The sequence below is a fragment of the Crystallibacter degradans genome, from assembly GCF_012952295.1.
GTDB classification, from domain to species: Bacteria; Actinomycetota; Actinomycetes; order Actinomycetales; family Micrococcaceae; genus Crystallibacter; species Crystallibacter degradans.
Genome location: NZ_JABBCH010000019.1, coordinates 39,726 through 60,921, shown reverse-complemented (window position 1 = coordinate 60,921; position 21,196 = coordinate 39,726). Strand labels below are relative to the sequence as shown.

General features: G+C 66.0%; 20 protein-coding genes. 8 read left to right on the top strand and 12 right to left on the bottom strand.

Going from position 1 to position 21,196, the window contains the following annotated elements:
- From HGO92_RS20295 to HGO92_RS20255, 9 genes are all read right to left on the bottom strand, one after another.
- A partial coding sequence (locus HGO92_RS20295; protein ID WP_169998082.1) for a hypothetical protein occupies nucleotides 1-576 on the bottom strand: 576 nt, incomplete at its 3' end.
- Entirely contained in the window at nucleotides 573-917 is a 345-nt protein-coding gene (locus HGO92_RS20290; RefSeq protein ID WP_169998080.1) for a hypothetical protein, read from the bottom strand. The genes HGO92_RS20290 and HGO92_RS20295, both read right to left, overlap by 4 nt.
- A gap of 195 nt (nucleotides 918-1,112) precedes the next feature.
- Complete coding sequence (locus tag HGO92_RS20285) at nucleotides 1,113-1,358, bottom strand: hypothetical protein (protein WP_169998078.1); 246 nt, start codon at nucleotides 1,356-1,358, stop codon at nucleotides 1,113-1,115.
- Between the two features lie 601 nt (nucleotides 1,359-1,959).
- A complete protein-coding gene (locus HGO92_RS20280) occupies nucleotides 1,960-2,916 on the bottom strand; it encodes a protein kinase domain-containing protein (RefSeq protein WP_169998076.1) in 957 nt (318 codons plus the stop codon).
- Nucleotides 2,917-3,061: 145 nt separating this feature from the next.
- Nucleotides 3,062-3,868: an alpha/beta fold hydrolase gene (locus HGO92_RS20275; protein ID WP_169998074.1), complete on the bottom strand. Its 807-nt coding sequence runs from the start codon at nucleotides 3,866-3,868 to the stop codon at nucleotides 3,062-3,064.
- 4 nt (nucleotides 3,869-3,872) lie between these two features.
- Nucleotides 3,873-4,202, bottom strand: coding sequence for a biotin/lipoyl-containing protein (locus tag HGO92_RS20270; protein ID WP_074701752.1), 330 nt, complete (start codon nucleotides 4,200-4,202; stop codon nucleotides 3,873-3,875).
- Entirely contained in the window at nucleotides 4,195-5,175 is a 981-nt protein-coding gene (locus tag HGO92_RS20265; RefSeq protein WP_240974817.1) for an alpha-ketoacid dehydrogenase subunit beta, read from the bottom strand. The genes HGO92_RS20270 and HGO92_RS20265 overlap by 8 nt, the downstream gene beginning before the upstream one ends.
- Nucleotides 5,176-5,290: 115 nt before the next feature.
- Complete coding sequence (locus HGO92_RS20260; RefSeq protein WP_169998070.1) at nucleotides 5,291-6,337, bottom strand: thiamine pyrophosphate-dependent enzyme; 1,047 nt, start codon at nucleotides 6,335-6,337, stop codon at nucleotides 5,291-5,293.
- A gap of 207 nt (nucleotides 6,338-6,544) precedes the next feature.
- Entirely contained in the window at nucleotides 6,545-7,870 is a 1,326-nt protein-coding gene (locus HGO92_RS20255) for an amino acid permease (protein ID WP_277351935.1), read from the bottom strand.
- Between the two features lie 244 nt (nucleotides 7,871-8,114).
- Here HGO92_RS20255 and HGO92_RS20250 point away from each other — a divergent pair, with 244 nt between their 5' ends.
- The 8 genes from HGO92_RS20250 (at nucleotide 8,115) to HGO92_RS20215 (ending at nucleotide 16,165) form a co-directional block, all read left to right on the top strand.
- On the top strand, nucleotides 8,115-8,606 hold the full coding sequence (locus tag HGO92_RS20250) for an Lrp/AsnC ligand binding domain-containing protein (protein ID WP_169998066.1): 492 nt from the start codon (nucleotides 8,115-8,117) through the stop codon (nucleotides 8,604-8,606).
- Between the two features lie 136 nt (nucleotides 8,607-8,742).
- Nucleotides 8,743-9,444, top strand: a complete 702-nt coding sequence (locus tag HGO92_RS20245; protein WP_169998064.1) for an NrtR DNA-binding winged helix domain-containing protein — start codon at nucleotides 8,743-8,745, stop codon at nucleotides 9,442-9,444.
- A 42-nt stretch (nucleotides 9,445-9,486) separates the two neighbouring features.
- Nucleotides 9,487-10,779 (top strand): quinolinate synthase NadA, encoded by a 1,293-nt coding sequence (nadA, locus tag HGO92_RS20240; RefSeq protein WP_169998062.1) that lies wholly within the window; start codon nucleotides 9,487-9,489, stop codon nucleotides 10,777-10,779.
- Nucleotides 10,776-12,404 carry an L-aspartate oxidase gene (gene nadB / locus HGO92_RS20235; RefSeq protein WP_346769037.1) on the top strand — a complete coding sequence of 543 codons (1,629 nt, stop codon included), beginning with the start codon at nucleotides 10,776-10,778 and terminating at the stop codon, nucleotides 12,402-12,404. Before nadA ends, nadB begins: the two co-directional genes overlap by 4 nt.
- Nucleotides 12,401-13,273 (top strand): carboxylating nicotinate-nucleotide diphosphorylase, encoded by an 873-nt coding sequence (gene nadC / locus HGO92_RS20230; protein WP_169998060.1) that lies wholly within the window; start codon nucleotides 12,401-12,403, stop codon nucleotides 13,271-13,273. The genes nadB and nadC overlap by 4 nt, the downstream gene beginning before the upstream one ends.
- Before the next feature lie 32 nt (nucleotides 13,274-13,305).
- Complete coding sequence (locus tag HGO92_RS20225) at nucleotides 13,306-14,448, top strand: cysteine desulfurase family protein (RefSeq protein ID WP_169998058.1); 1,143 nt, start codon at nucleotides 13,306-13,308, stop codon at nucleotides 14,446-14,448.
- A 107-nt stretch (nucleotides 14,449-14,555) separates the two neighbouring features.
- Complete coding sequence (locus HGO92_RS20220) at nucleotides 14,556-15,362, top strand: hypothetical protein (protein WP_169998056.1); 807 nt, start codon at nucleotides 14,556-14,558, stop codon at nucleotides 15,360-15,362.
- Entirely contained in the window at nucleotides 15,359-16,165 is an 807-nt protein-coding gene (locus HGO92_RS20215; RefSeq protein ID WP_169998054.1) for a transglutaminase-like domain-containing protein, read from the top strand. The genes HGO92_RS20220 and HGO92_RS20215 overlap by 4 nt, the downstream gene beginning before the upstream one ends.
- A 23-nt stretch (nucleotides 16,166-16,188) precedes the next feature.
- Here HGO92_RS20215 and HGO92_RS20210 read toward each other — a convergent pair whose 3' ends face one another.
- The 3 genes from HGO92_RS20210 to HGO92_RS20200 all read right to left on the bottom strand — a co-directional run bounded on the left by HGO92_RS20210 (nucleotide 16,189) and on the right by HGO92_RS20200 (nucleotide 21,196).
- Nucleotides 16,189-16,650, bottom strand: coding sequence for a MarR family winged helix-turn-helix transcriptional regulator (locus HGO92_RS20210; RefSeq protein WP_169998052.1), 462 nt, complete (start codon nucleotides 16,648-16,650; stop codon nucleotides 16,189-16,191).
- Nucleotides 16,643-17,749 (bottom strand): LLM class flavin-dependent oxidoreductase, encoded by a 1,107-nt coding sequence (locus tag HGO92_RS20205; RefSeq protein WP_169998050.1) that lies wholly within the window; start codon nucleotides 17,747-17,749, stop codon nucleotides 16,643-16,645. Before HGO92_RS20205 ends, HGO92_RS20210 begins: the two co-directional genes overlap by 8 nt.
- A gap of 135 nt (nucleotides 17,750-17,884) precedes the next feature.
- Nucleotides 17,885-21,196 (bottom strand): efflux RND transporter permease subunit, encoded by a 3,312-nt coding sequence (locus HGO92_RS20200; protein WP_240974807.1) that lies wholly within the window; start codon nucleotides 21,194-21,196, stop codon nucleotides 17,885-17,887.

The window sequence follows — 21,196 nt, the reverse complement described above, 5'->3', positions numbered from 1 at the left end:
CCGGGACAGGTCCGGCAACGAAACAGCATGCCTGCCCACCTGCTTGGCCATGCGCCGCGAGAGCTTCAACAGGGACGGTGGTACCGGCAGTTCGTCTTTGACCCAGCCGTTGCCGGGCTTGCCGTCGTTGTGCCGGACCTCGCCGGTTGCCGTGTTGACCAATATCGGGAGCACCAGTTCCTTGGCGTACCACGCCTTCCTCGCGTTCACCCGGTAGAGCACGGTCCGGGCATCATCGTCCAGACCGGAGCCGCTGATAAGCTCCCGGACGGCGTTCCTGACCGAACCGGTCCATGCGTTCAGTGCTTGGAACGTCTGGTTATAAACGGACTTGACCTGCCGGGCGGACAGTTCGGTCGTGAACGTCAGGTCCTTCCTTTTGGTTGGCATGCGCTTCATGAGGGGCTGGCCGGTAAGGATTTGCCGGTGCAGCTGGGCCTGCATGCCGCCCAGGGCGTCGCGCCACGGACCCAGCAGTGCATGGACCCGGGCGAGTTTGCCCTCGTTCGCGAAAGTGGGCAGCGGGTACGCCCGGACCCTGATGGCCTGCTTCTGCGCTGCCCCGGTCGCCGTCATTTACCGGCGGCTTCGTTTTCAAGGGCAGCGAAGAGGTTCTTGCTCCGGCGTCTTGAGCCGCGCAGCCCGTACAAGCGCGCGGTGAACGGGTAAATCAGGGACAAGTAGCCATCGATCTGATCCGAAGTCTGCGCAAGGTCCGCCCCCTCGACGCGGAGCCCTTCCAGGGCGAGGAACACGTCGAAGCGGGTGTGCCCGGCGCGGGCGAGCCGGGCACAGTGTTTGCCGACGGGTGTGCCCCGGTCCTCCGAACGGAGCAGCTTCACCAGCTTCGGGCGTTCATCGTGGACGCCACCGGCCACTTCTCGGGTCACTGACACGACGGCGGCCCTAGATGCCATGAGCGATCCGGATCCGGGCACGTGGATGGTGCCGCGCCCTGCCACGCACCGGGAATGTGCCCGGCTTTGTACCGGCTCCACGCAGCACGATATAGCCCATTCCGGCCTTCGTCGAGTCCTGCGGCAGTTTCATAACGGTTACGCTAGCAGGAAGGTGAGACATTATTTGTGGATAAAAATCCATAAAAAATGACACTAGTTACAAACACCGATAGGGATGTTACGGCACATGTTGGTCTCCGCCTCGTCCAGCTGGATCATGAGGGCGTCGTATTCAGCGGGATCGACACTTAGGTTCCACCGAGCCTTGATCCATACCCACTCCTGGGCGTATTTGCAGTGCACGCCGAAGTAGGGCGGCCACCAGTCCACCGGATCCGACGAGCCGCGCTCCTCGTCGCTGCCGGCCGACAGGATGGTCAAGGTCAGGTTGTTGGTCAAATCGTTGGCGAAGTCCCCTCCGCTGCTCGGGCGTCCACGCCCAGGCCCCGGAGTGCCAGGCCTCTTCCAGCGGAACAAGGTGCACCACGTCCGCCTCAGCCGGATCCTCTATGACATGCATGTCCCAGACGGCGGGCCATTGCGCCTTGATTACTGTGCAGGGGGAAGACATCGTCGGGTCACTGGCGTTGGCGATCAGGACGTGTTCCTCAGTGGTGCAGCCGTCAGGTCCGACCACCGGGTAGTCGAAGGATGCTTCCCGGAACTCCGGACCCGCAGGTGCCCGCTTGACCAAGGTGTTGAGCAGGGCGCGGCCGGTTGTAATCCCACGGGGGAGGATAGCCGTCGGGCGGGGCATCGCTGATGTGGAGTGCTGTCGGGGCTGCCGGGAGTACTTCGGCGAAGCCGACAGCCCCGCCCGCGCAGAGCGCAAGGGAAATGGCTGCTACCAACATCGTGCATTGCTCTAAAGCTCGACTCATTGCCGTGCCCAGCTATTGCCCGTCAGGGGTTGTAACCGGATTCTACGCCGAATGATCCGGCGGTCGTAGCCCCTCGGGATGACTCACTGAAAACCTCCGCGTAGCGAAGCCAGCCGAAGCTAACCGACGCTGGGTGCCCGGTTCGGCGGAGCCGGAATGATGACGTTGCCCGTGGTGACATTGCCCGTGTCGACCCCGTTGTGGGCGGCCGGTTCCGGGGCAAGCACAGGAGCCGGGTGGGGCGGCATGGATGTTTCCGTCCATGACCGCAAGGTCAAGGCGACATCGTGCGCGGTGGGGCGGTCCTGCGGTTCCCTGGCGGTCATGTCACGCAGCAGGTGGCCCCATGCCGCTCCGAGATCCTCCGGAATTTCGGGATCGCGCAGCAGCCGGGCAACCGCGGCTTCGACGATCGGCCCGGGAAAGGCTTTCTCGCCGGTAAGGCATTCCAGCAAGACCAGGCCAAGTGAATAAATGTCGGAAGCGGGCGTCACCGGATGGCTCAGCGCCTGTTCCGGGCTCAGGTAATTTGCCGTTCCGATGGTCGCGCCATGCACCGTGGAGACGGAAGCGTCCACCACGCGTGCGATGCCGAAGTCGGAGAGTTTTGGGTGCAGACGCGTATCCTGGCTGCCGGTATCGGCGATCAGGATGTTGGCTGGCTTGACGTCCCGGTGGACTACACCGTTCTCATGGATGTAGTTGAGCGCATCCGCCAGATCCGCGCCGATGTTTGCCGTCGCTGTTGGATCCAGCCGTCCGACCGCGGCCAGCGTTTTGCGCAGGTCCCGGCCATCGATCAGCTCCATCACCAGGTAGCTCGTGGTGGCGCCGTCGTCTGCCTGGTAGAGGCCGGCGTCGAAAAGCGTCACCAGCACAGGATGGCTCAGCGTGGCCAGCAGCAGCGTCTCAGTGTGCTGGCGCCGGTATTCGTCGTCGTCCGGGGTGGTGGGAGCGAACAATTTGACGGCAACTTCACGTCCAAGTGATTCATCCGTCGCACGGTATACCGAGGCCGCACCACCGGTACCGATAAGGTCACCGGTCCTGTAGCGTCCCCCGAGGAATAAGTCCACTAAGCCTCCAGGGCCGGGTATGAAAGGTTTTTATCTAGTACGTAGTCTACCTTCCCGGGAGGAACAGTAGGCACCTTAACGCGAAAACGGAAGGCACGCCACATCGGGCGTACCTTCCGTTTTTCGCGGTCCGCGGCGAGCCGGTTCAGCCTGCGAGGAATTCGATGGCGGCATTCTTGAACGCGCGGCTGGTGACCGCGTTGGCGTGGGTGCGGGCCGGCAGCCACAGCAGTTCCGCATTGGCGCTGAGCTTGGCTAGCTCCGGCGCCGTGGCGGCCAGCTCGTCCTTCTCACCCGCCACCAGCAGCACCGGCATCCGCGGCACCGCCTCGGCCGGGACGAAGGGCTCTGTCTTGATGGCCTCGATCATGGTCAGCAGCGCGAAGACGTCATTGCTGGGCACCAATGTGGCCATCCGGAGCAGTTCGGCCGTCGTCGGGTCTGCGATCTGCGTCCCGTCGGCCAGATACTGCTGGGCCGCGCGCAGGTCGAAGTCCGCCAGCGGATCCCCGACCCCGGGACCGCCCAGGACCATCCGGCGCACCATTTCCGGCTGCGTGGCGCCGAACTCCCAAGCCAGACGTGAGCCCAGTGAGTAGCCAACCAGATCCACTCCGGTGGAATCGTCGTCGTCCTTCAGCGGCCGGACGTGGGCGTTGTAGATCAACTGCAGCAGATCCGCGCGGATCCGGCTGGGGGAGTAGGCATCCATTTCCTCCGGGGAAGGGCTGCCGCCATGGCCCGGCAGGTCTACCGTGACCACCCGCCGTCCGGCCTGCGTCAAGGCCGTAATCCAGCCGGCGTCCTCCCAGTTGAGCTTGGCGGAGGACGCGAAACCATGCAGCAGGATGACCGGCCGGCGCGGACCAGTGGTTCCCTCGGCGGCCTCGTGGATCCGCACGTTCAGGTGCGGATCCACGCCCTCGACGGTCTGTTCCCGGTGCCTGCCCACCGGACTAGTCCTCGTCCAGGTTGGCGCTGAGGCGGACGCGTCGCTTGGGCGCCTCCTCCTTCGGCACCGTGCCGACGATGCCGGCTGTGTCGTCCGGAACTTCGAAGACAATCAGCGGGTCGCCCACCTTGATGGTCTCGCCGGGTTCACCGTAGGTCCGGACCACCTTGCCGGCCTGCGGCGACGGCAGCTCCACGGCCGACTTGGTCGTCTCCACTTCAACCAGCGGGTGGTTGCGTTCGATCATCTCGCCTTCGGTAACCAGCCATTCAAGCACGGTGGCCTCGATCAGGCCCTCGCCCAGATCCGGGAGGGGGAAGGAAATTTCAGCCACGGCGATACTCCAATACTCGCTGGATCCCGTACAGGATGCGGTCAATGTTGGGGATGTACTCGTCCTCGAGGTCTCCTGAGGGATACGGTACGTCGAAACCGGTCACCCGCTCAACGGGTGCCTTCAGCGTGCCGAAGCAGCGCTCGGTGATGATCGAGGCGACTTCGGCGCCCAGCCCGGAGGTCCGGGGCGCTTCATGAACGACGACGGCGCGGCGCGTCTTGGCCACGGAAGCCGCCAGGCCTTCGGCGTCGATGGGCTTGAGCCAGCGCAGGTCCAGGACCTCGATCTCGATGCCGTCCTCGGCCGCCAGCTCGGCAACCTGCAGGCAGCGGGCCACCATAGCACCCCAGGCCACGAGGGTCAGGTGCTTGCCTTCGCGGACCACCCGGGAACCGTTCGGGTTGTAGCCGGCTGCGTCGGCGCCGGTGTTGACCGGCCCCTTCTGCCAGTACCGGGACTTCGGCTCCATGAAGATGACCGGATCCTGGCGCGTGGCCGCGTACTTGAGCAGATGGTATGCCTCGTTCGGCCCCGACGGGGAAACGACCTTGAGGCCGGGCACATGGGCGAACATGGCTTCCAGGGATTCGCCGTGGTGCTCCGGCGCCCGGATGCCGCCGAAGCTGGGCACGCGCAGCGTGATCGGCATCGGCAGCGTCCCGCGGCTGCGGTAGTTCATCCGGCCAACCTGGCAGATGATCTGGTTGACCGCAGGGTAGGCAAAACCGTCGAACTGCACTTCCGGGATGGGGTGGTAGCCAGCCATGGCCAGCCCCACGGACATGCCCAGGATGCCGGATTCGGCCAAAGGGGTGTCGAATACCCGTGCCTCGCCGAACTTCTTCTGCAGGCCGTCGGTGATGCGGAAGACGCCGCCCAGCTGGCCAACGTCCTCGCCCAGGATGAGCGCGCGCGGATTCTCCGTCATGACTTCAGCCAGGGCGCGGTTCAGTGCCTGCTGCATGGACATGGTTTCGGTGGCCCCGACGTCTGCGGGCTCCGGAAAGTTCTGCACGGATTCCTGCTGTACGTCGGCAGCAGTTGTGTTGTCCTGGGCGGCTTCGAGGTCGCTCAGGGTGGTGTGCTCAGACATGTTCCGATTCCTCCCGCCAGGCGCTGGCCTGTGCCTTTAGTGCTTGTGTGGGTTCCTGGTAGACAAAGTCGAACATTTCCGTGCCGGGCCGCGGGCCCAGTGCATTGATGCCTGCACGGATCTGTTCTTCCTCGGCCTTGGCCGCTGCCAGGGCTTCTTCGAAGAAGGCTTCATCAGCGATCCCGTCGGCCAGCAGCCGGGCGCGCATCCGCGCCAAGGGGTCCTCGCCGCCGTCGGCACGTTCTTCTTCGAGGGTGCGGTAGCGACCCGGATCGTCGCTGGTGGAGTGCGGTCCGCGCCGGTAGGTCATGGCCTCGACTACCGCCGGTCCCTTGCCTGCACGGGCGTGGGCCAAAGCGGCTGCAGTCGCCTGGGCGACGGCAACGACGTCGTTCCCGTCCACCTGGATGGAAGGCATGCCGTATCCCGCCGCCCGGGCGGCCACCGAGCCGCCGGCTACCTGGCGCTCGGTCGGGACCGAGATGGCCCAGCCGTTGTTCTGGATGAAGAACACAACCGGCGCCTTCATGACGGCGGCGAAGTTCATAGCCTCATGGACGTCGCCCTGCGAGCTGGCGCCGTCACCAAAGTAGGTGATCGCCACTCCCAGTTCTCCTGCCGGCGTCCCGTCAAGCGTCTGGCCGTGCGCCCAGCCGACCGCGTGCAGCACGGAGCCGCCCACAACGGCCTGGATCGGGGCGAAACGCGAGGCTTTTGGGTCGTAGAGACCCCCGTGCCAGGTGGCCTTGTGGGTGGACATGTATTCCACCATGTCCACGCCGACCGCGCGGGCAACGCCCATTTCACGGTAGGTGGGAAAGACAAAGTCGCGGCTCATGTCCAGTGCGTAGCCGCTGCCGACCTGCGCCGCTTCCTGGCCGAGCTGCGGAGCGTACCCGGGGATCAGACCCTGGCGCTGCCAGCGGATCGCCGATTCGTCCAGGTAACGGACCGCGACCATCAGCCGGTAGAGCTCCCTGAGCTCCTCACCGGCCAGCTCGGCCCGGCCTGTCCCATCCAGAGCAAGAACATCAGCCATGCTGTTTCCTCCATATCGTCTGCGTGGCCGCGGTGCCATGCCTGCGGCCGAGAACCGCAGGCGGCCCGGCGGCCGTCCTCTAAGTGACCATAGTCACGGGCAGGTGGAGTGTGCAATATGGAGGAAAAGCACCGTGCAGCGTGCACAGTTTATGCCGCGAAGCCGGACTGTGGGGTGGCAATTTGCTAGGTGGCTGCTGGGCGGTGGTTAGCGGACTGTCGACCGCCGGCGGGCAAAGAGCTTGTTCAGAACGGCGATGCCAGCGATGAGCACAGCCGTTGAAGCCAGTTGCGCGCTGGTGCCGGGCGACAAGAACCCGACGGCCAGGATCGCAGCCAGCAGGCCCAGACCCAGGTAGGTGATGGCCGGAAAGCCCCGCATTCTCATCGGCAGGTCCTGGCCCTCGCGGTCCGCACGGCGGCGGAGGATCAGCTGCGATGTCAGGACCATGCCCCAGACAACCAGGCAGGTCGATCCGACAAAGCTCAGCAGCACGGGCAGGACCTTCTCCGGGAACAGGAGCTCCATGACCGTCGCCACGAAGCCGAAGGCCACCGAGGACAGGACCGCCGCGATGGGAACGCGGCGCAGGCCTATCCGCTGGAGCAGGGCCGGTGCCTCGCCGCGCTGGGAAAGCGAGAAGATCATCCGGGAAGCGCCGTACAGGTTGGCATTCAGGGCCGAGAGCAGGGCAAAGGCTGCGATGATCGTGATGGCTACGTCCGCGCCCGGAATGGCTGCTACGGACAGCACCGCGGCGAAAGGGGAGGCGAGGGCTTCCGAATCCCACGGGACCACGGTGGCGATGACCAGTACCGAGCCGAAGTAGAAGACCAGAATCCGCCACACCACCGTCTTGATGGCCCGGGAAACGCTGTGCTGCGGATCCTTTGTTTCCGCCGCGGCCACGGCGACGATCTCGGTGCCGCCAAAGGCAAAAATCACTACCAGCAGGCCTGCGGCAATGCCCGCCAGGCCGGCGGGAGCGAAACCGTCGCCGCCAAACAGGTTGGACAGTCCGGGCGAGGGGGCATGGGGGAGCCAGCCGAAGATCAGGGCCGCGCCGAGGGCCAGGAACGCCACGATGGCGGCGACCTTGATGATGGCAAACCAGAACTCGAACTCACCGTAGTTCTTGACGCCCATCAGGTTGATGGCGGTGAAAACGACCATGAAAACCAGGGCCAGCAGCCATGACGGCAGTATGGGCCAGACCGAGGCGAGCAGGGCCGCGGCGCCGACCGCCTCGGCCGCAATGACGGTCACTAGCTGGAGCCACCACAGCCAGCCGATCGTTGCCCCGGCCGTGCGGCCCATGGCTTTTTCGGCGTAGGTGGAGAATGCGCCGCTGCTGGGATGTGCGGCGGCCATTTCGCCCAGCGCCCACATCACGATGATGACCAGCGTCCCGGCGAGCAGGTAGGAGATCAGTACTGCCGGTCCCGCCGCCTGGATGCCTGCGCCGGAGCCGAGGAAGAGTCCGGCACCGATGGCGCTGCCCAGCCCCATCATGGTGAGCTGGCGCGATGTCATGGACTGGCCAAGGCCCGGCTGGGGTGTGCCGGCTTCATCGGTGCTGGATTGCACCTGTCCGCCGTCGGAGGTGGAGGGGTGGGGGCTCGTTCGAGTCATGCGGATTCCTGTCATCGGCTGTGGCCTTATAACTGTAGATCTGAGGGCCAGCGGCGGAAGCATTTGGTGAATGCGCCGCCCCGGCTGACAATTTGTATACTCCTGCAGCCGTGGGTGCCTCAGATTGGAAGGGTTAAGCAGCACCGTGAACATTGACTCACTGGATTCCCGGATCGTCACGCTCTTCACGGAGGACCCCCGGATGTCCGTGCTGGAAGCATCGCGGGTACTAAAAGTGGCCCGTGCCACAATACAGGCGCGGCTGGATAAAATGCAACGCCACGGGGTTATCGCTGGCTGGGGCCCGCGGCTTTCACCGGCCGAGCTGGGCTACGTGGTCAAGGCATATTGTTCGCTGGTCATCCGCCAGGAATCCGGGCACGACGCCGTGGCAGAAGCGTTGTCCAGGATTCCCGAAGTGCTGGAACTGCACACCGTGTCCGGAGAGAGCGACCTGCTCGCGTGCGTAGTAGCGAGGTCCAACGCCGACCTGCAACGCGTGCTTGACGAAATGACGGGCACCAATACTGTGCTGCGGTCGTCGTCGGTCATTGTCCTGAACAGTCATTTCGAAGGCCGCACTTTACCGTTGGTGCAGGCAGCAGGTGCTGCCGCGGAGCCGCCTGTTTCCGAGTAGTCCGCCACTGCCGGCCTGCGGGCCAGCTTCATAAAACCCCAGACCACCAAAAGTGATTGTGTCACTTCGACTTTAACAGGCTAGAATGTGTTCTGGTCATGATGACTATTACTGATGAGGGCAAGGAGGTGCGGAAGTGGTCTACTCGGCGAACGTTTCGGAGCGCAGGCAGCAGCCGCCCGAGCTTGCCATTTCCACCGTCATCTTCGCGCTGCGTCCGGATGCGGATTCGGCGCGCCCCACCCTCTGGCTCCCGCTGGTCCGGCGGACGCGGCAGCCCTACCGCGATCTCTGGGCTCTGCCCGGCGGACCGCTCAGTCCGGAGGAGTCGTTGCCGGACGCTGCCCGGAGGAATCTGCAGGACACCACGTCGCTGCAGCCGAGCTACCTGGAACAGCTGTACGCCTTCGGCGGCCTGGACAGGTCGCCGGTCCAGCGCGTCGTCTCCATTGTCTACTGGGCGCTGGTGAAGCCCGACGTCGCGGCCCTTGCCCGCGAAACAGAAAACGTGAGGTGGTTCCGTGCCGATCACCTTGGCCAGCTCGCCTTCGACCACAACCAGATAGTCGACTACGCCCTGTGGCGGCTGCGGAACAAGGTTGAGTACAGCTCCATCGCCTACGCCTTCCTGGGCGAAAAGTTCACGCTTGCCCAGGTCCGCGAGGTTTACGAGGCCGTCCTGGGCAAGGAGCTGGACCCGGCCAACTTCCGCCGCCAGCTGCGCGCCGCCACGGACATCGCGGCCACCGAAGAATACCTGCAGGGCGGCCGGCACCGGCCGCCCCGGCTTTACCGCTATACCGGGAGCACCAGCCCCGGGAACGGACCTCTCGGCTAAGCAGCCGGAACTTTTGCCAACCGCCAGAAATCGGAGAAGACCATGGCATCAATCAACAGCACCATCGAGCTCATCACCCGCGAGGAAGCCGAGGCGCGCCCGGCGGCCGCCGGCAGCTGCAGCCCGGACCTGGTCAAGGCGCCGTGGAATTTCGACGGCGGCGCTACGCCTGCCTACGGCCCAGGTGCCTCCATGGCCGATATCGCCCCGGCTGCAACCCCGCGGCAGGGCCAAATCCCCGAGGAATACCGGCTAAGCAGCGATGACGAGCTGCACGCCAGGATCATGGCGGCCAAGGAAAAGCTGGGCGAGAAGCTGGTGGTGCTGGGCCACTTCTACCAGCGGGACGAAGTCGTCAGGTATGCGGATTTCGTAGGGGATTCGTTCCAGCTGGCCCGGGCCGCCAAAGAAAAGCCGGAAGCGGAAATCATCGTCTTCTGCGGCGTGCACTTCATGGCCGAAACCGCGGACCTGCTTTCGGGTGCGGACCAGTCCGTCATCCTGCCTAACCTGGCCGCCGGCTGCTCCATGGCCGACATGGCTGACATCGACTCCGTGCAGGCGTGCTGGGAGCAGCTCACGGACGTGCTCGGCTCGGAGCCGGATGAAGACGGCAGGCTGCCGGTCATCCCGGTGACCTACATGAACTCCTCCGCCGCGCTGAAGGGCTTCTGCGGTGAGAACGGCGGCATCGTCTGCACGTCGTCGAACGCGGCCACCGTACTGGCGTGGGCGTTTGAACGGGGCCAGCGGGTGCTGTTCTTCCCGGACCAGCACCTGGGCCGCAACACCGCCAAGGCCATGGGCGTTCCGCTGGAGCAGATGCCCATGTGGAACCCGCGCAAGCCGCTGGGCGGCAACGACGAGCAGAGCCTGCAGGATTCCCGCGTCATCCTCTGGCACGGCTTCTGCTCGGTGCACAAGCGCTTCACCGTGGACCAGATCGCGAAGGCACGCTCGGACTACCCCGGCGTGCGGGTTATTGTGCACCCCGAATGCCCGATGCCCGTGGTGGACGCAGCGGACGAGGCCGGATCGACCGACTACATCCGCAAGGCGATCGCCGCCGCTACCGAGCCCACGGTTTTCGCCATCGGCACCGAGATCAACATGGTGAACCGGCTGGCCGCGGAGTATCCGCAGCACACCATTTTCTGCCTCGACCCAGTGGTCTGCCCGTGCTCCACCATGTACCGGATCCACCCCGGCTACCTGGCCTGGGTCCTGGAGGCCTACGCCGAGCGCGGCGAAGTCCTCAACCAGATCACCGTTGAGGACAATGTGGCGGTGCCGGCGCGCGTGGCCCTCGAGCGGATGCTGGCAGCCAAGCCGTGAACACGCGGCGTCGGACGGGGAACCGGCGGATCGTCGTCGTCGGTTCCGGCATAGCCGGACTGTATGCGGCGGCGCTCGCCGCCGAGGAACCGTACGGGCACCACGTGACGTTGGTGACCAAGGGGACGCTCGCGCAGAGCAACACCTGGTTCGCGCAAGGCGGGATCACCGCCGTGACCCGGCAGGGCGAGGCCGCGGGCGATTCCGTCGCTGCGCACGTGGCGGATACGCTCGGCGCGGGAGCTGGAATGAACGACGACGCCGCGGTGCGGCTTCTGTGTGAAGCCGCCGGCGCCGAGATCGACACCTTGCTTCGATGGGGAGTCCCGTTCGACCGAAAGGGAACACAGCTGGCACTGGGACTCGAGGGCGCCCATTCTGCAGCGCGGATCCTGCATGCCGGCGGCGACCGCACCGGTGCCGCCATTGCGGAGGTGCTGATCAGCCGGGTTATGTCCCTGGCCGGCGCCGGACGGTTGGAGCTCCGCGAGCACGGCTTCGTGACCCGCCTGCTGGATACCGCCGGCCGGGTCACCGGCGTCGAACTCTTCGGCGCGCCCGAAGGCGAGGTGCGCACGCAACTGCCGGCCGACGTCGTTGTTCTCGCCACGGGCGGGGCCGGGCAGCTGTATGAAGCAACCACTAATCCGGACACCGCCACCGGTGACGGTGTCGCGCTCGCCTGGGCGGCCGGGGCGGTCCTGACGGACCTGGAATTCATCCAGTTTCATCCCACGTTGCTGGATCCGGCCGCCGCGAACGGAACGGCCTTCATGATTTCGGAGGCGGTCCGCGGGGAGGGCGCCCTGCTGGTGGATTCCACCGGGCACCGCTTTATGCCGGATTACCACCCGGATGCCGAGCTCGCGCCCCGGGACGTTGTCTCGCGCGCGATCTGCCGGCAACGGCTGCTGCTGGAGTCCCGCGGCGACGCGCCCCAGGTCTATCTGGACGCCACCGGCATCAGCCAGGCCAAGGGGCCGGACTTTTTGGCGCGGCGTTTCCCCACCATCCACAACACGGTGACCGCGCTGGGCCTGGACTGGAACACCCAGCCGCTGCCGGTGGTGCCCGCCTCGCATTACTGGATGGGCGGGATCCGTACGGACCTCGACGGGCGGACCTCGGTGCCGGGCCTGTTTACCGTGGGGGAGGCCGCCTGCACCGGAGTGCACGGAGCCAACCGGCTGGCGTCGAACTCGCTGCTGGAAGGGCTGGTCTTCGCCCGCCGGGCTGTCCGGGCCCTCGCCGCCGGGGAGTCGACCCCGGTGTTCGAGGCGCTCCCGCTGGAGCTGTCGGAAGGCACCGGGCCCTGCACCCGGGCCGACCTCCAGCGCCTGATGTCCTCGGCAGCGGGTGTGGCACGGGACGGCGCTACCTTGGAACTCGCCGCCAAGCAGCTCGGAGAGTGGGCCGTGGAGCCGGCGGACCAGGCGGGGGCCGAAGACGCGAACCTGCTCGCCACCGCCCGTCTGGTGGTTGCCGCGGCCCGCGCGCGCGAGAACTCTGTCGGAGCCCATTACCGCACAGATTTCGAAGACCGCCCGGCGGGCAGCGGGCGCCTCAGTTTTGTCAATTCCCGTGCCGGTGTCCCCGGCAGCAGTGCCAGCCAGGAGCAGCCATGAACCAGATTCTTCCGCCCGACCAGCCGACGCTTGAGCGCATTGTCGCCGCCGCGCTAGCCGAAGACGCGCCGTGGGGCGACATCACCTCTAACGCCCTGATCCCGGCGGACGCGACGGCGACAGCGGAACTGGCCGCGCGCGAGCCAGGCGTGTTCGCCGGCGTCCCCGTACTGGAAACCGTCTTGCGCCAGGCCGACGCGTCCATCTCCGTACAGTTCAAGGTCAAGGACGGGGACACGTTCGACGCCGGCCAGGTACTCGCGGTGATCAGCGGCAATGCCCGCTCCATCCTGCTGGCCGAACGCGTGGGACTGAACCTGCTGCAGCGTCTGAGCGGCATTGCCACCCAGACGGCTGCCTTCGTCGCAGCGGTGGCCGGAACGGCGGCCCGGGTGGTCGATACCCGCAAGACGACTCCCGGGCTGCGCGCGCTGGAGCGCTACGCCGTGAGGTGCGGCGGCGGGCACAACCACCGCTATTCGCTCTCCGATGCCGTGATGGCCAAAGACAACCATCTCGCCGTGATTACCGACGGCGGCCGCAAGGACCTGTCCGAGGCCCTGCGGGCGGCGAAGTCCCGGCTGCCGCACACGGTCCATTTTGAAGTCGAAGTGGACCGGGCAGAGCAGATCGAACCCGTACTGGCGGCCGGGGTGGACACGATCATGCTGGATAACTTCACTCTGGAGGGGCTCCGCGCCGGCGTGGCCCAGGTGGCGGGCCGCGCCCTGGTGGAAGCCAGCGGCAATGTCCGGCTGGAAACCGTGGGGGAGATCGCCCGCACCGGAGTGGACGTAATCTCTTCCGGTGCGCTCACCCACAGCGCCAGGTCTCTGGACCTGGGGCTGGACATCCACATCTCCCACTGACATTCCCACTGACGAAAGCAGCACCTGATCCCATGATTTACCTGGATGCCGCCGCCACTGCTCCCGTGCGCCAGGAGGTGCTGGAAGCGATGTGGCCGGCCTTGACGCAGGACTTCGGCAATCCCTCCAGCCACCACACGGTCGGCGAAGCGGCCGGGCGGGCTCTGGATTATGCCCGCAGGACAGCGGCGCAGGTCCTCGGCTGCCGGCCCGGGGAGATCATCTTCACCTCCGGGGGCACCGAAGCCAACAACCTCGCCATCAAGGGGCTGGCCCTGGCCTCGCCCCGCGGCAAGCGCATTGTGGCCAGTGCCGTGGAGCATCCCTCTGTGCTTGAGGCCGTGGAGTACCTGCAACGGTTGCACGGCTTTACGCTCGTCCGCGTCCCCGTGGACCAAGACGGCGTCGTGGATCTTGAAACCCTGGCTGCAGAACTCACGCCGGAGACCACATTGTGCACGGTGATGTACGCCAATAATGAGGTGGGCACCATTCAGCCGGTCGAAGAGATTGCCGGACTGTGCCGGGAGGCGAAGGTCCCCTTCCATACGGATGCGGTGCAGGCCGCCGGCTGGCTGGACCTGGACGTTGGCCGTCTTGGTGTCGACGCGCTGAGTATTTCGGGGCACAAACTCGGTGCGCCCAAGGGCTGCGGGCTGCTGTACGTCTCGGGCCGGCGTCCGCTGGAGCCGCTGGTCCATGGCGGCGGCCAGGAAAACGGACGGCGGTCCGGCACGGAAAACGTGGCCGGTGCCGTCGCCGTCGCGACCGCCTTGTCCTTGGCGGAGAAGGAGCGGGCCGAGACGGTGCCGAGGGTCACCGGGTACCGAGACTACCTGATCGAGCAGGTGCTGAAGGCGCTGCCGGAGGCCCAGCTGACCGGGCACCGGACGGGGCGGCTGCCGGCCAGTGCCTCCTTTTGTTTTCCGGGCACCTCGGGAGAAGCGGTCCTCCTCGAGCTCGAGCGGCGGGGCGTGGTGTGTTCCAGCGGCTCGGCTTGCGCAGCCGGTTCGGATGAACCTTCCGCGGTGCTGCTGGCCATGGGAATTGATCCGGCGGTGGCGCAGACGGCCGTGCGGCTGACCTTCACCGCATCCGTCAAGGAGGCCGAGATTGCCCTCGCCGCGCGGGCGGTGGTCGGCGCGGTGAAAGACGTCCGGAAGCTGGTACCCTAGCTCTCCTGCCGGACTTCGCAGACACGTCCCGCGGTACGGCAGTTTGGCGGCGGGGGATCGGTACCGTGGAAGGAAACCCCTTGCCGCGACCGAAGGAACGTGATCCCTTGCCTGCAGCGCGACCCACCCGGCGCCTGCGGTCAGTTGCCGCCCTGGCCGTCGCCGGCATAACGCTCTCCGGCTGCGGCCTGCTGGATCTTGCCCCGGACGCAGGAGCCGCGGGTAGAGCCGCAGCTCCGCCGGCGCAGGCCGCGCCGCCGTCGTCAATGACCATGCCGCGTCCTTCGGCTGAACCTTCCGGGACAGCCAGGGCAGGCTGGAAAACCTACGCGGACCCGTCCGGCACCCTCAGCTTCGACCTGCCCGAAGACTGGACAGTGCAGCAGCAGCCCGAACCGACGCAGCCATCAAACGGCGGCGTCCATCTGGACATCAGCGACGGCGGGGGCAGGGTAGTGGCCCAGCTGCACACCCGGTTGATCCTGGAGGAAATCCAGTGCACCCCCGGTAACGTGACCGACTATGTGGTGCTGGCCAGCGAGCCCCTCGATGTGGCAGCGGTGGACGGAGCCGGCAACATTGAACCGCGGTTCGTGTTCCGCATGCTGCGCGGCTATAAGTTCTTTGCCTCGATGGGCATCACGAATAAGGTTGGCGGTGTGGACAACAAGGCCTGCGCCATCCAGAACGCGGTCGCGGGACCGGATAGTGTGGGCCTTTACTCGTTTTCGGATACCCCGGTGCACGGTGTGCCGTCAGCGGACGAGCCGGCCGAGGAGCTGAAGAGCTACAACAGCGTGCAGGAAGCACTGGAGTATCTGGAGACGGACCGCTTTGCGAAGCTGCGGGAGATGATTACCTCCCTGCGGATCGCCGAACACGCCGCCGGATCCGGCCAAAGGGAGCGTTCATGAAACGAGCCGCGTCGGCCCGTCTCGTCGCCAGGACCACTGCCAACACCTCCATGGTGTTTGCCATTGCCGCCGCCCGGAACTCCGGCTACACCGCCTTCGACGAGACCTTTACCGTGACGGTGGACGGCGCTCCGGCACAGCTGGAGGAACTGGCAGACAACCATTCCGGCCGGCTGCATACCCTGCATGTGGATGAACCGTCCACGGTTGAAGTGGACTATGCGGTCACGGTGGAAGGCGTGGCGGGGCCGGAACGCATCGACCGGACCGAACTGATCCGGTATGTGCGCCCCAGCCGGTACTGCGAGTCCGACAAGCTGCTGCCGACGTCGTACGCCGAATTCGGGTCGCTGCACGGGATGGAACTGCTCAACGCCGTGCGCACCTGGGTGGGGCGGGAGCTGCGCTACGTCAGCGGATCGTCCCGGCCCACGGACGGAGCAGTGGAAACCCTGCTGGAACGCCGCGGGGTCTGCCGCGACTTCGCCCACCTGGTGGTATCGCTGTTGCGGGCCAAGGACGTGCCGGCGCGGCTCGCCGCGGTGTACGCCCCGGGACTGGACCCGATGGACTTCCACGCCGTTGCCGAGGCCTATATCGACGGCGCCTGGCACGTGGTGGACGCCACCGGCATGGCCCCGCGGCAGACCCTGCTGCGCATCGCCACCGGACGGGATGCCTCGGATACGGCCTTCCTGTCCACCGTGGGCGGCAGCCTTTCCCTGAAGGAGCTGAAAGTTACCGCCGTGGTGGATGACTTCGTGCCCGAAACGGACCCTGCGGCGGCCGTGCAGCTGCGCTGAGACAAGCCGGCCGCCGCCAGGGGTCAGCGGTCTTTGATCCCCGTGCGGAGCTTGTCCGTGAGGAACTGGAGCTGCCTGAACTCCTCCTCGCTGAGCGCCGGCGCCAGCATCTCGTGCAGATGGCGCACGTGCACGCGGCCGATCTCCTGCTGCAGGGCGCGGCCTTCCTCGGTCAGGGCGATCTCGATGCCACGCTGGTCCCGCTCGGCTGTTCGGCGCTGCACCAAGCCTTTGGCTTCCAGCCGCTCGACCATCCGGCTCAGGCTCGGCTGGCTGATCAGCAAGGCCTCGTTGAGCTCATTGAGCCTGGTCCACCCGGTGGGGCAGTGGCTGAGGTTGAACAGCACGTCGTATTCACGCATGGCCAGCTTCTTGAACTCCGGCAGCTGCTGCATCCGGCGCATCACCGCCACCTGGGTGCGAAAGAGCGACTCCCAGGCTTCCGACGTCGTCCTGATCTGCGGCTGGGATTCCTCGTCAGCCATTGGATACCGTCTCCCCGGCCAGGGCTGCATCCCGTGCTGCCTTGCGGCTGGCGTGCGTCGGTGCGTCGGGTACATGGGCGGGCCTGCGGGCGGCGAATTCCCGCTTGAGCACCGGCAGCACCTCCTCGCCGAAGAGGTCCAGCTGCTCGAGCACGGTCTTCAGCGGCAGGCCGGCGTGGTCGATCAGGAACAGCTGGCGCTGGTAGTCGCCGAAGGCGTCGGCGAAGCTGAGGGTTTTCTCGATGACCTCCTGCGGGCTGCCCACGGTCAGCGGGGTCTGGGCGGTGAAGTCCTCCATCGACGGGCCGTGGCCGTAGACCGGGGCGTTGTCGAAGTACGGGCGGAACTCGTTCACGGCGTCCTGCGAGTTCTTGCGCATGAAGAACTGTCCGCCGAGGCCCACGATCGCCTGGTCTGCCGTGCCGTGGCCGTAGTGCGCATAGCGCTCACGGTAAAGGCCGATGAGCTGCATGTAGTGTTCCTTGGGCCAGAAAATGTTGTTGGCGAAGAAACCGTCACCGTAGTAAGCGGCCAGTTCGGCAATCTGCGGGGTGCGGATCGAGCCGTGCCAGACGAAGGGAGCGACGCCGTCCAGCGGGCGGGGCGTGGCGGTAAAGTTCTGCAACGGGGTGCGGTGCTTGCCCTGCCAGTTCACCACGTCTTCGTCCCAGAGCTTGCGCAGCAGCGCATAGTTCTCGACCGTCAGCTCCAGCGAATCCTGGATGTTGCGTCCGAACCACGGGTAGACCGGAGCGGTGTTGCCGCGGCCCAGTACCAGGTCCACGCGTCCGTCCGACAGTTGCTGGAGCATCGCAAAGTCTTCGGCGATCTTGACCGGATCGTTCGTGGTGATCAGCGTGGTCGTCGTGGAAAGGGTGATCCGCTCCGTCTGGGCTGCGATGTAGCCGAGCAGGGTGGTCGGCGAACTGGCGTAGAACGGCGGGTTGTGGTGCTCGCCGGTGGCGTAGACATCCATGCCGATCTCTTCGACCTTCTTGGCAATGCTGACCGCTGCCTTGATGCGTTCGCGTTCGGTCGGGGTCCGGCCGGTGGTCGGATCCTGGGTGATATCGGAAACGCTGAATACGCCGATTTCCATGCTGTGCCTCTTTCTCTACCGCAAAGTCTTACATCAGTTTACATGCTTTTGCATCTACTGACACAACTGGCGGTGTGCGGAAATCATTCCGCGGCAGCGTCGTGGGGCTCAACACATCAAGGCGGGACCGGGACGTCAGCTCCCCACGGCGGCCGGCTCGCGGACCTGCAGCTGCTCGGCTCTGGCCAGGGCGCGGCGTTCACGGCGGCCCTCGACCAGCCGGTACAGCACAGGTACCAGGACCAGCGTCAGCGCAGTTGAAGAAATCAAACCCCCAACAACGACGACGGCGAGCGGCTGCGAGATGAAGCCGCCTTCACCGGTGAGCCCGAGGGCCATCGGCGTCAGCGCGAAGACAGTCGCCAGGGCTGTCATGAGGATGGGCCGGAGCCGCTGGCGGGCGCCGTGCCGGATGGCGTCCGCAACATTCATGCCGGGGCGGTCGCCGAGGGGCCGCCGGTACTGGTTGATCAGGTCGATCAGGACAATCGCATTGGTGACAACTATCCCCACCAGCATCAGCATGCCGATCAGGGAAGGCAACCCCAGCGGAATCCCGGTGATGACCAGCAACGCGATGGCACCGGTGGCGGCGAAGGGGATGGACACCAGCAGAATCAGCGGCTGGACGAGGCTCTTGAAGGTCGCCACCATGATGACGTACACGATCGCCACCGCGGCGAGCAGCGCCAGACCGAGCTGCTCGAAGGACTCGGCCTGCTGGGTCGCTGCCCCGCCCAGGGATGCCGTGACGCCGGCCGGCAGCTGGACGGAGTCCACCACCGTCTGGACCTCGCTGCTCAGCGCGCCGAGGTTCTCGCCGGCAGGAGTGATGGAGACGACGGCGGTCCGCTCGCCGCCGGAACTGGTGATCGACGTCGGGATCTCGGTTTCCTCCACCGTGGCCACCTCGGTCAGCGGCACCGGGCCGGAAGGCGTGGGCACTTCGACGTCGCGCAGTTCATCGACGCTGGCGAAGTCCGTTCCTTCGCCGATCAACACCGGATAGTCCGTGGTGTCAATCCGGACCGTGCCGCCGGGGAGCGGACTGATGGTGGAGGCCAGCAGGCCGGCAATTTCTTCTTCGTTCAGCCCGGCCGCCACAGCCTTGGCCCGGTCGATGGAAACCTGGACCACCGGTTCGGCGGCAGCAAGATTGCTGGACACCTCGGCGGCCCCCGGCAGATCCTGCAACTCCTCCACCAGCGTGTCGGAGGCCGATCGCAGTTCTCCGGCGTTGCTGGCGGAGATGTCGATGTCCACCGAACTGGAGGTGCCGAATCCGCCGCCCTGGGTGCTGAGGGTGATAGTGCCGGCATCCGGCAGCTTCTCGACGTCGTTGCGTACCCGTTCGCGCAAGGCAACCTGGTCGGCGCCCTCTTCGGTGATGACCGTGAACTGGGCGACGGACGCACCGGCGGAAAGGAATGTACCCAGTCCCGATGTGGAATTGCCCATGGTGACCTGGACGTCGTCGATGCCTTCGGTGCCGGCCAGCAGCTCCTCGACCTGAGACGCTGCCTCGTCGGTGACTTCCAGGCTGGTGCCCGCGGGCAGTTCCTGCCGCAGGCTGAAGCTGTTCTGCCCGGTATCACCGAGCAGGTTGGTCTGCATCAGCGGCACCATGGCCACCGTGCCCAGCAAGACCAGGGCCGCCGCACCCAGCGTGATGACAGGGTGCCGCTGTGTGGAGGAGAGCACCGGCAGGTACCCGCGTTGGAGCCGCGAGGCGCGTTCCTTGGCATCCGCCGCGGACCGCACCTCGGCCGGATCCTGCCGTTGGGACGCGGACTTGACGAACCAGTAGGCGAGCACCGGGACAATGGTCAGGGACACCGCAAGGGACGCCAGCAGGGCCAGGGCGGTGGTGATGGCAAAGGGGCGGAACAGCTCGCCGGCCAGGTCCGCGACAAACGCGATCGGCAGGAATACGGCCACGGTAGTCAAGGTCGAGGCGGTCACGGCGCCGGCCACTTCACGCACGGCCGTCACGATGGCGGTGCGCTTGTCCTCGCCGTAGCCCAGATGCCGCTTGATGTTTTCGACGACGACGATCGAGTCGTCGACGACCCGGCCAATGGCGATGGTCAGTGCGCCCAGCGTCAGGATGTTCAGCGAATAGCCGAGGGCGCTGAGGCCGATGAACGTGACCAGCAGCGACAGCGGGATGGAGATGGCCGTGATCAGCGTGGACCGGGCCGAGAGCAGGAAGACCAGGATGACCAGCACTGCGAAGCCGAGTCCGAGCAGACCCTCGGTTGTCAGGTCCTTGATGGATTCCTCGATGAAGGGCGCCTGGTCGAAAATGGTGGTGAAAGCGGCTCCGTTGCCCAGTTGTGCTTCGAGCTCGGGGAGCAGGTCGTTGATGGCATTGGAAATGGCCACCGTATCCCCGTCCGGCGTCTTCGTCACGGCCAGGGCGAGGGTCTCTTCGCCGTTCGTGCGCGTTATCGACGTCCGCTCGTCGTCGACAATCCGGACCGTGGCGACCTCGCCAATGGTCACCGGATCTCCGGTTGCAGCCGCGCGTACAGGCCCCCGGACGCCGGAACCTTCAGCGCCGGAACCTTCAGCGCCGGTATCCACCGGAGCGGGATTCACCGGCGATGGCGGTGCGGGCTGGGATTCGCCGGGGAACTGGCCGGGAACCCGTCCTGGTATTTCGGAAGCCGACGACGGCGGCGCGGGCTCCGTCGTCGTTGTTTGATTGGGCGCCAGCGGCAGGTTCTCGATGGTCTCCAGGCTGTCCAGCGGGCTGCCGATCTGGACGGAAAGGGTCTTCTCCTCCTGTTCGACCGTGCCGGCGGGCACGAGGCCGCCGCTGTTCTGCAGGCTATCGACAATGGATGACACGCTGACGTTGCGGGCGGCCAAGGCGTCATCATCGGGAAGGATGGCGATGTGCTGGCCGGAACCGCCGGTGACTTCGGCGCTGCGGACACCCTCCAGCTTCTGCAGTCTGGGGACCGTGAGCCGCTGCAGTTCCGTATTGAGTTCGCTCAACGGCAGGTCGGAGGAGACCGCCATGAAGACGATCGGGAAGTCATTGATGCTGCCTGCCACCGACTGCGGGGAGACGTCCTCGGGCAGCAGCTGCTGCGCGTTGGAGATGGCGCGGTCCACCTGGCTGCGCGCCCGGTCCAGGTTGGTGCCGTAGACGAACGTCAGGTTGACGGTGGAGAGTCCGGTCCGCGACGTTGCGGTCGAGGATTCAAGCCCCTCGACCGCGTTCAGCGCGTTTTCCAGCGGTTCGCTGACCTGCTTGTCCACTACCTCCGGAGACGCCCCGGGCATGGCGGTGACTACCGTGACCCGGGGGAACTCCAGCGACGGGATCAGCTCCTGTTTGAGCGAACCCATGGTGATGACACCGAAGACGGCCACAAATACCGTGATCAGAGCGATCAGGGCCCTGTTGGCCAAGGATAGTGTGGCCAGCTTATGCAT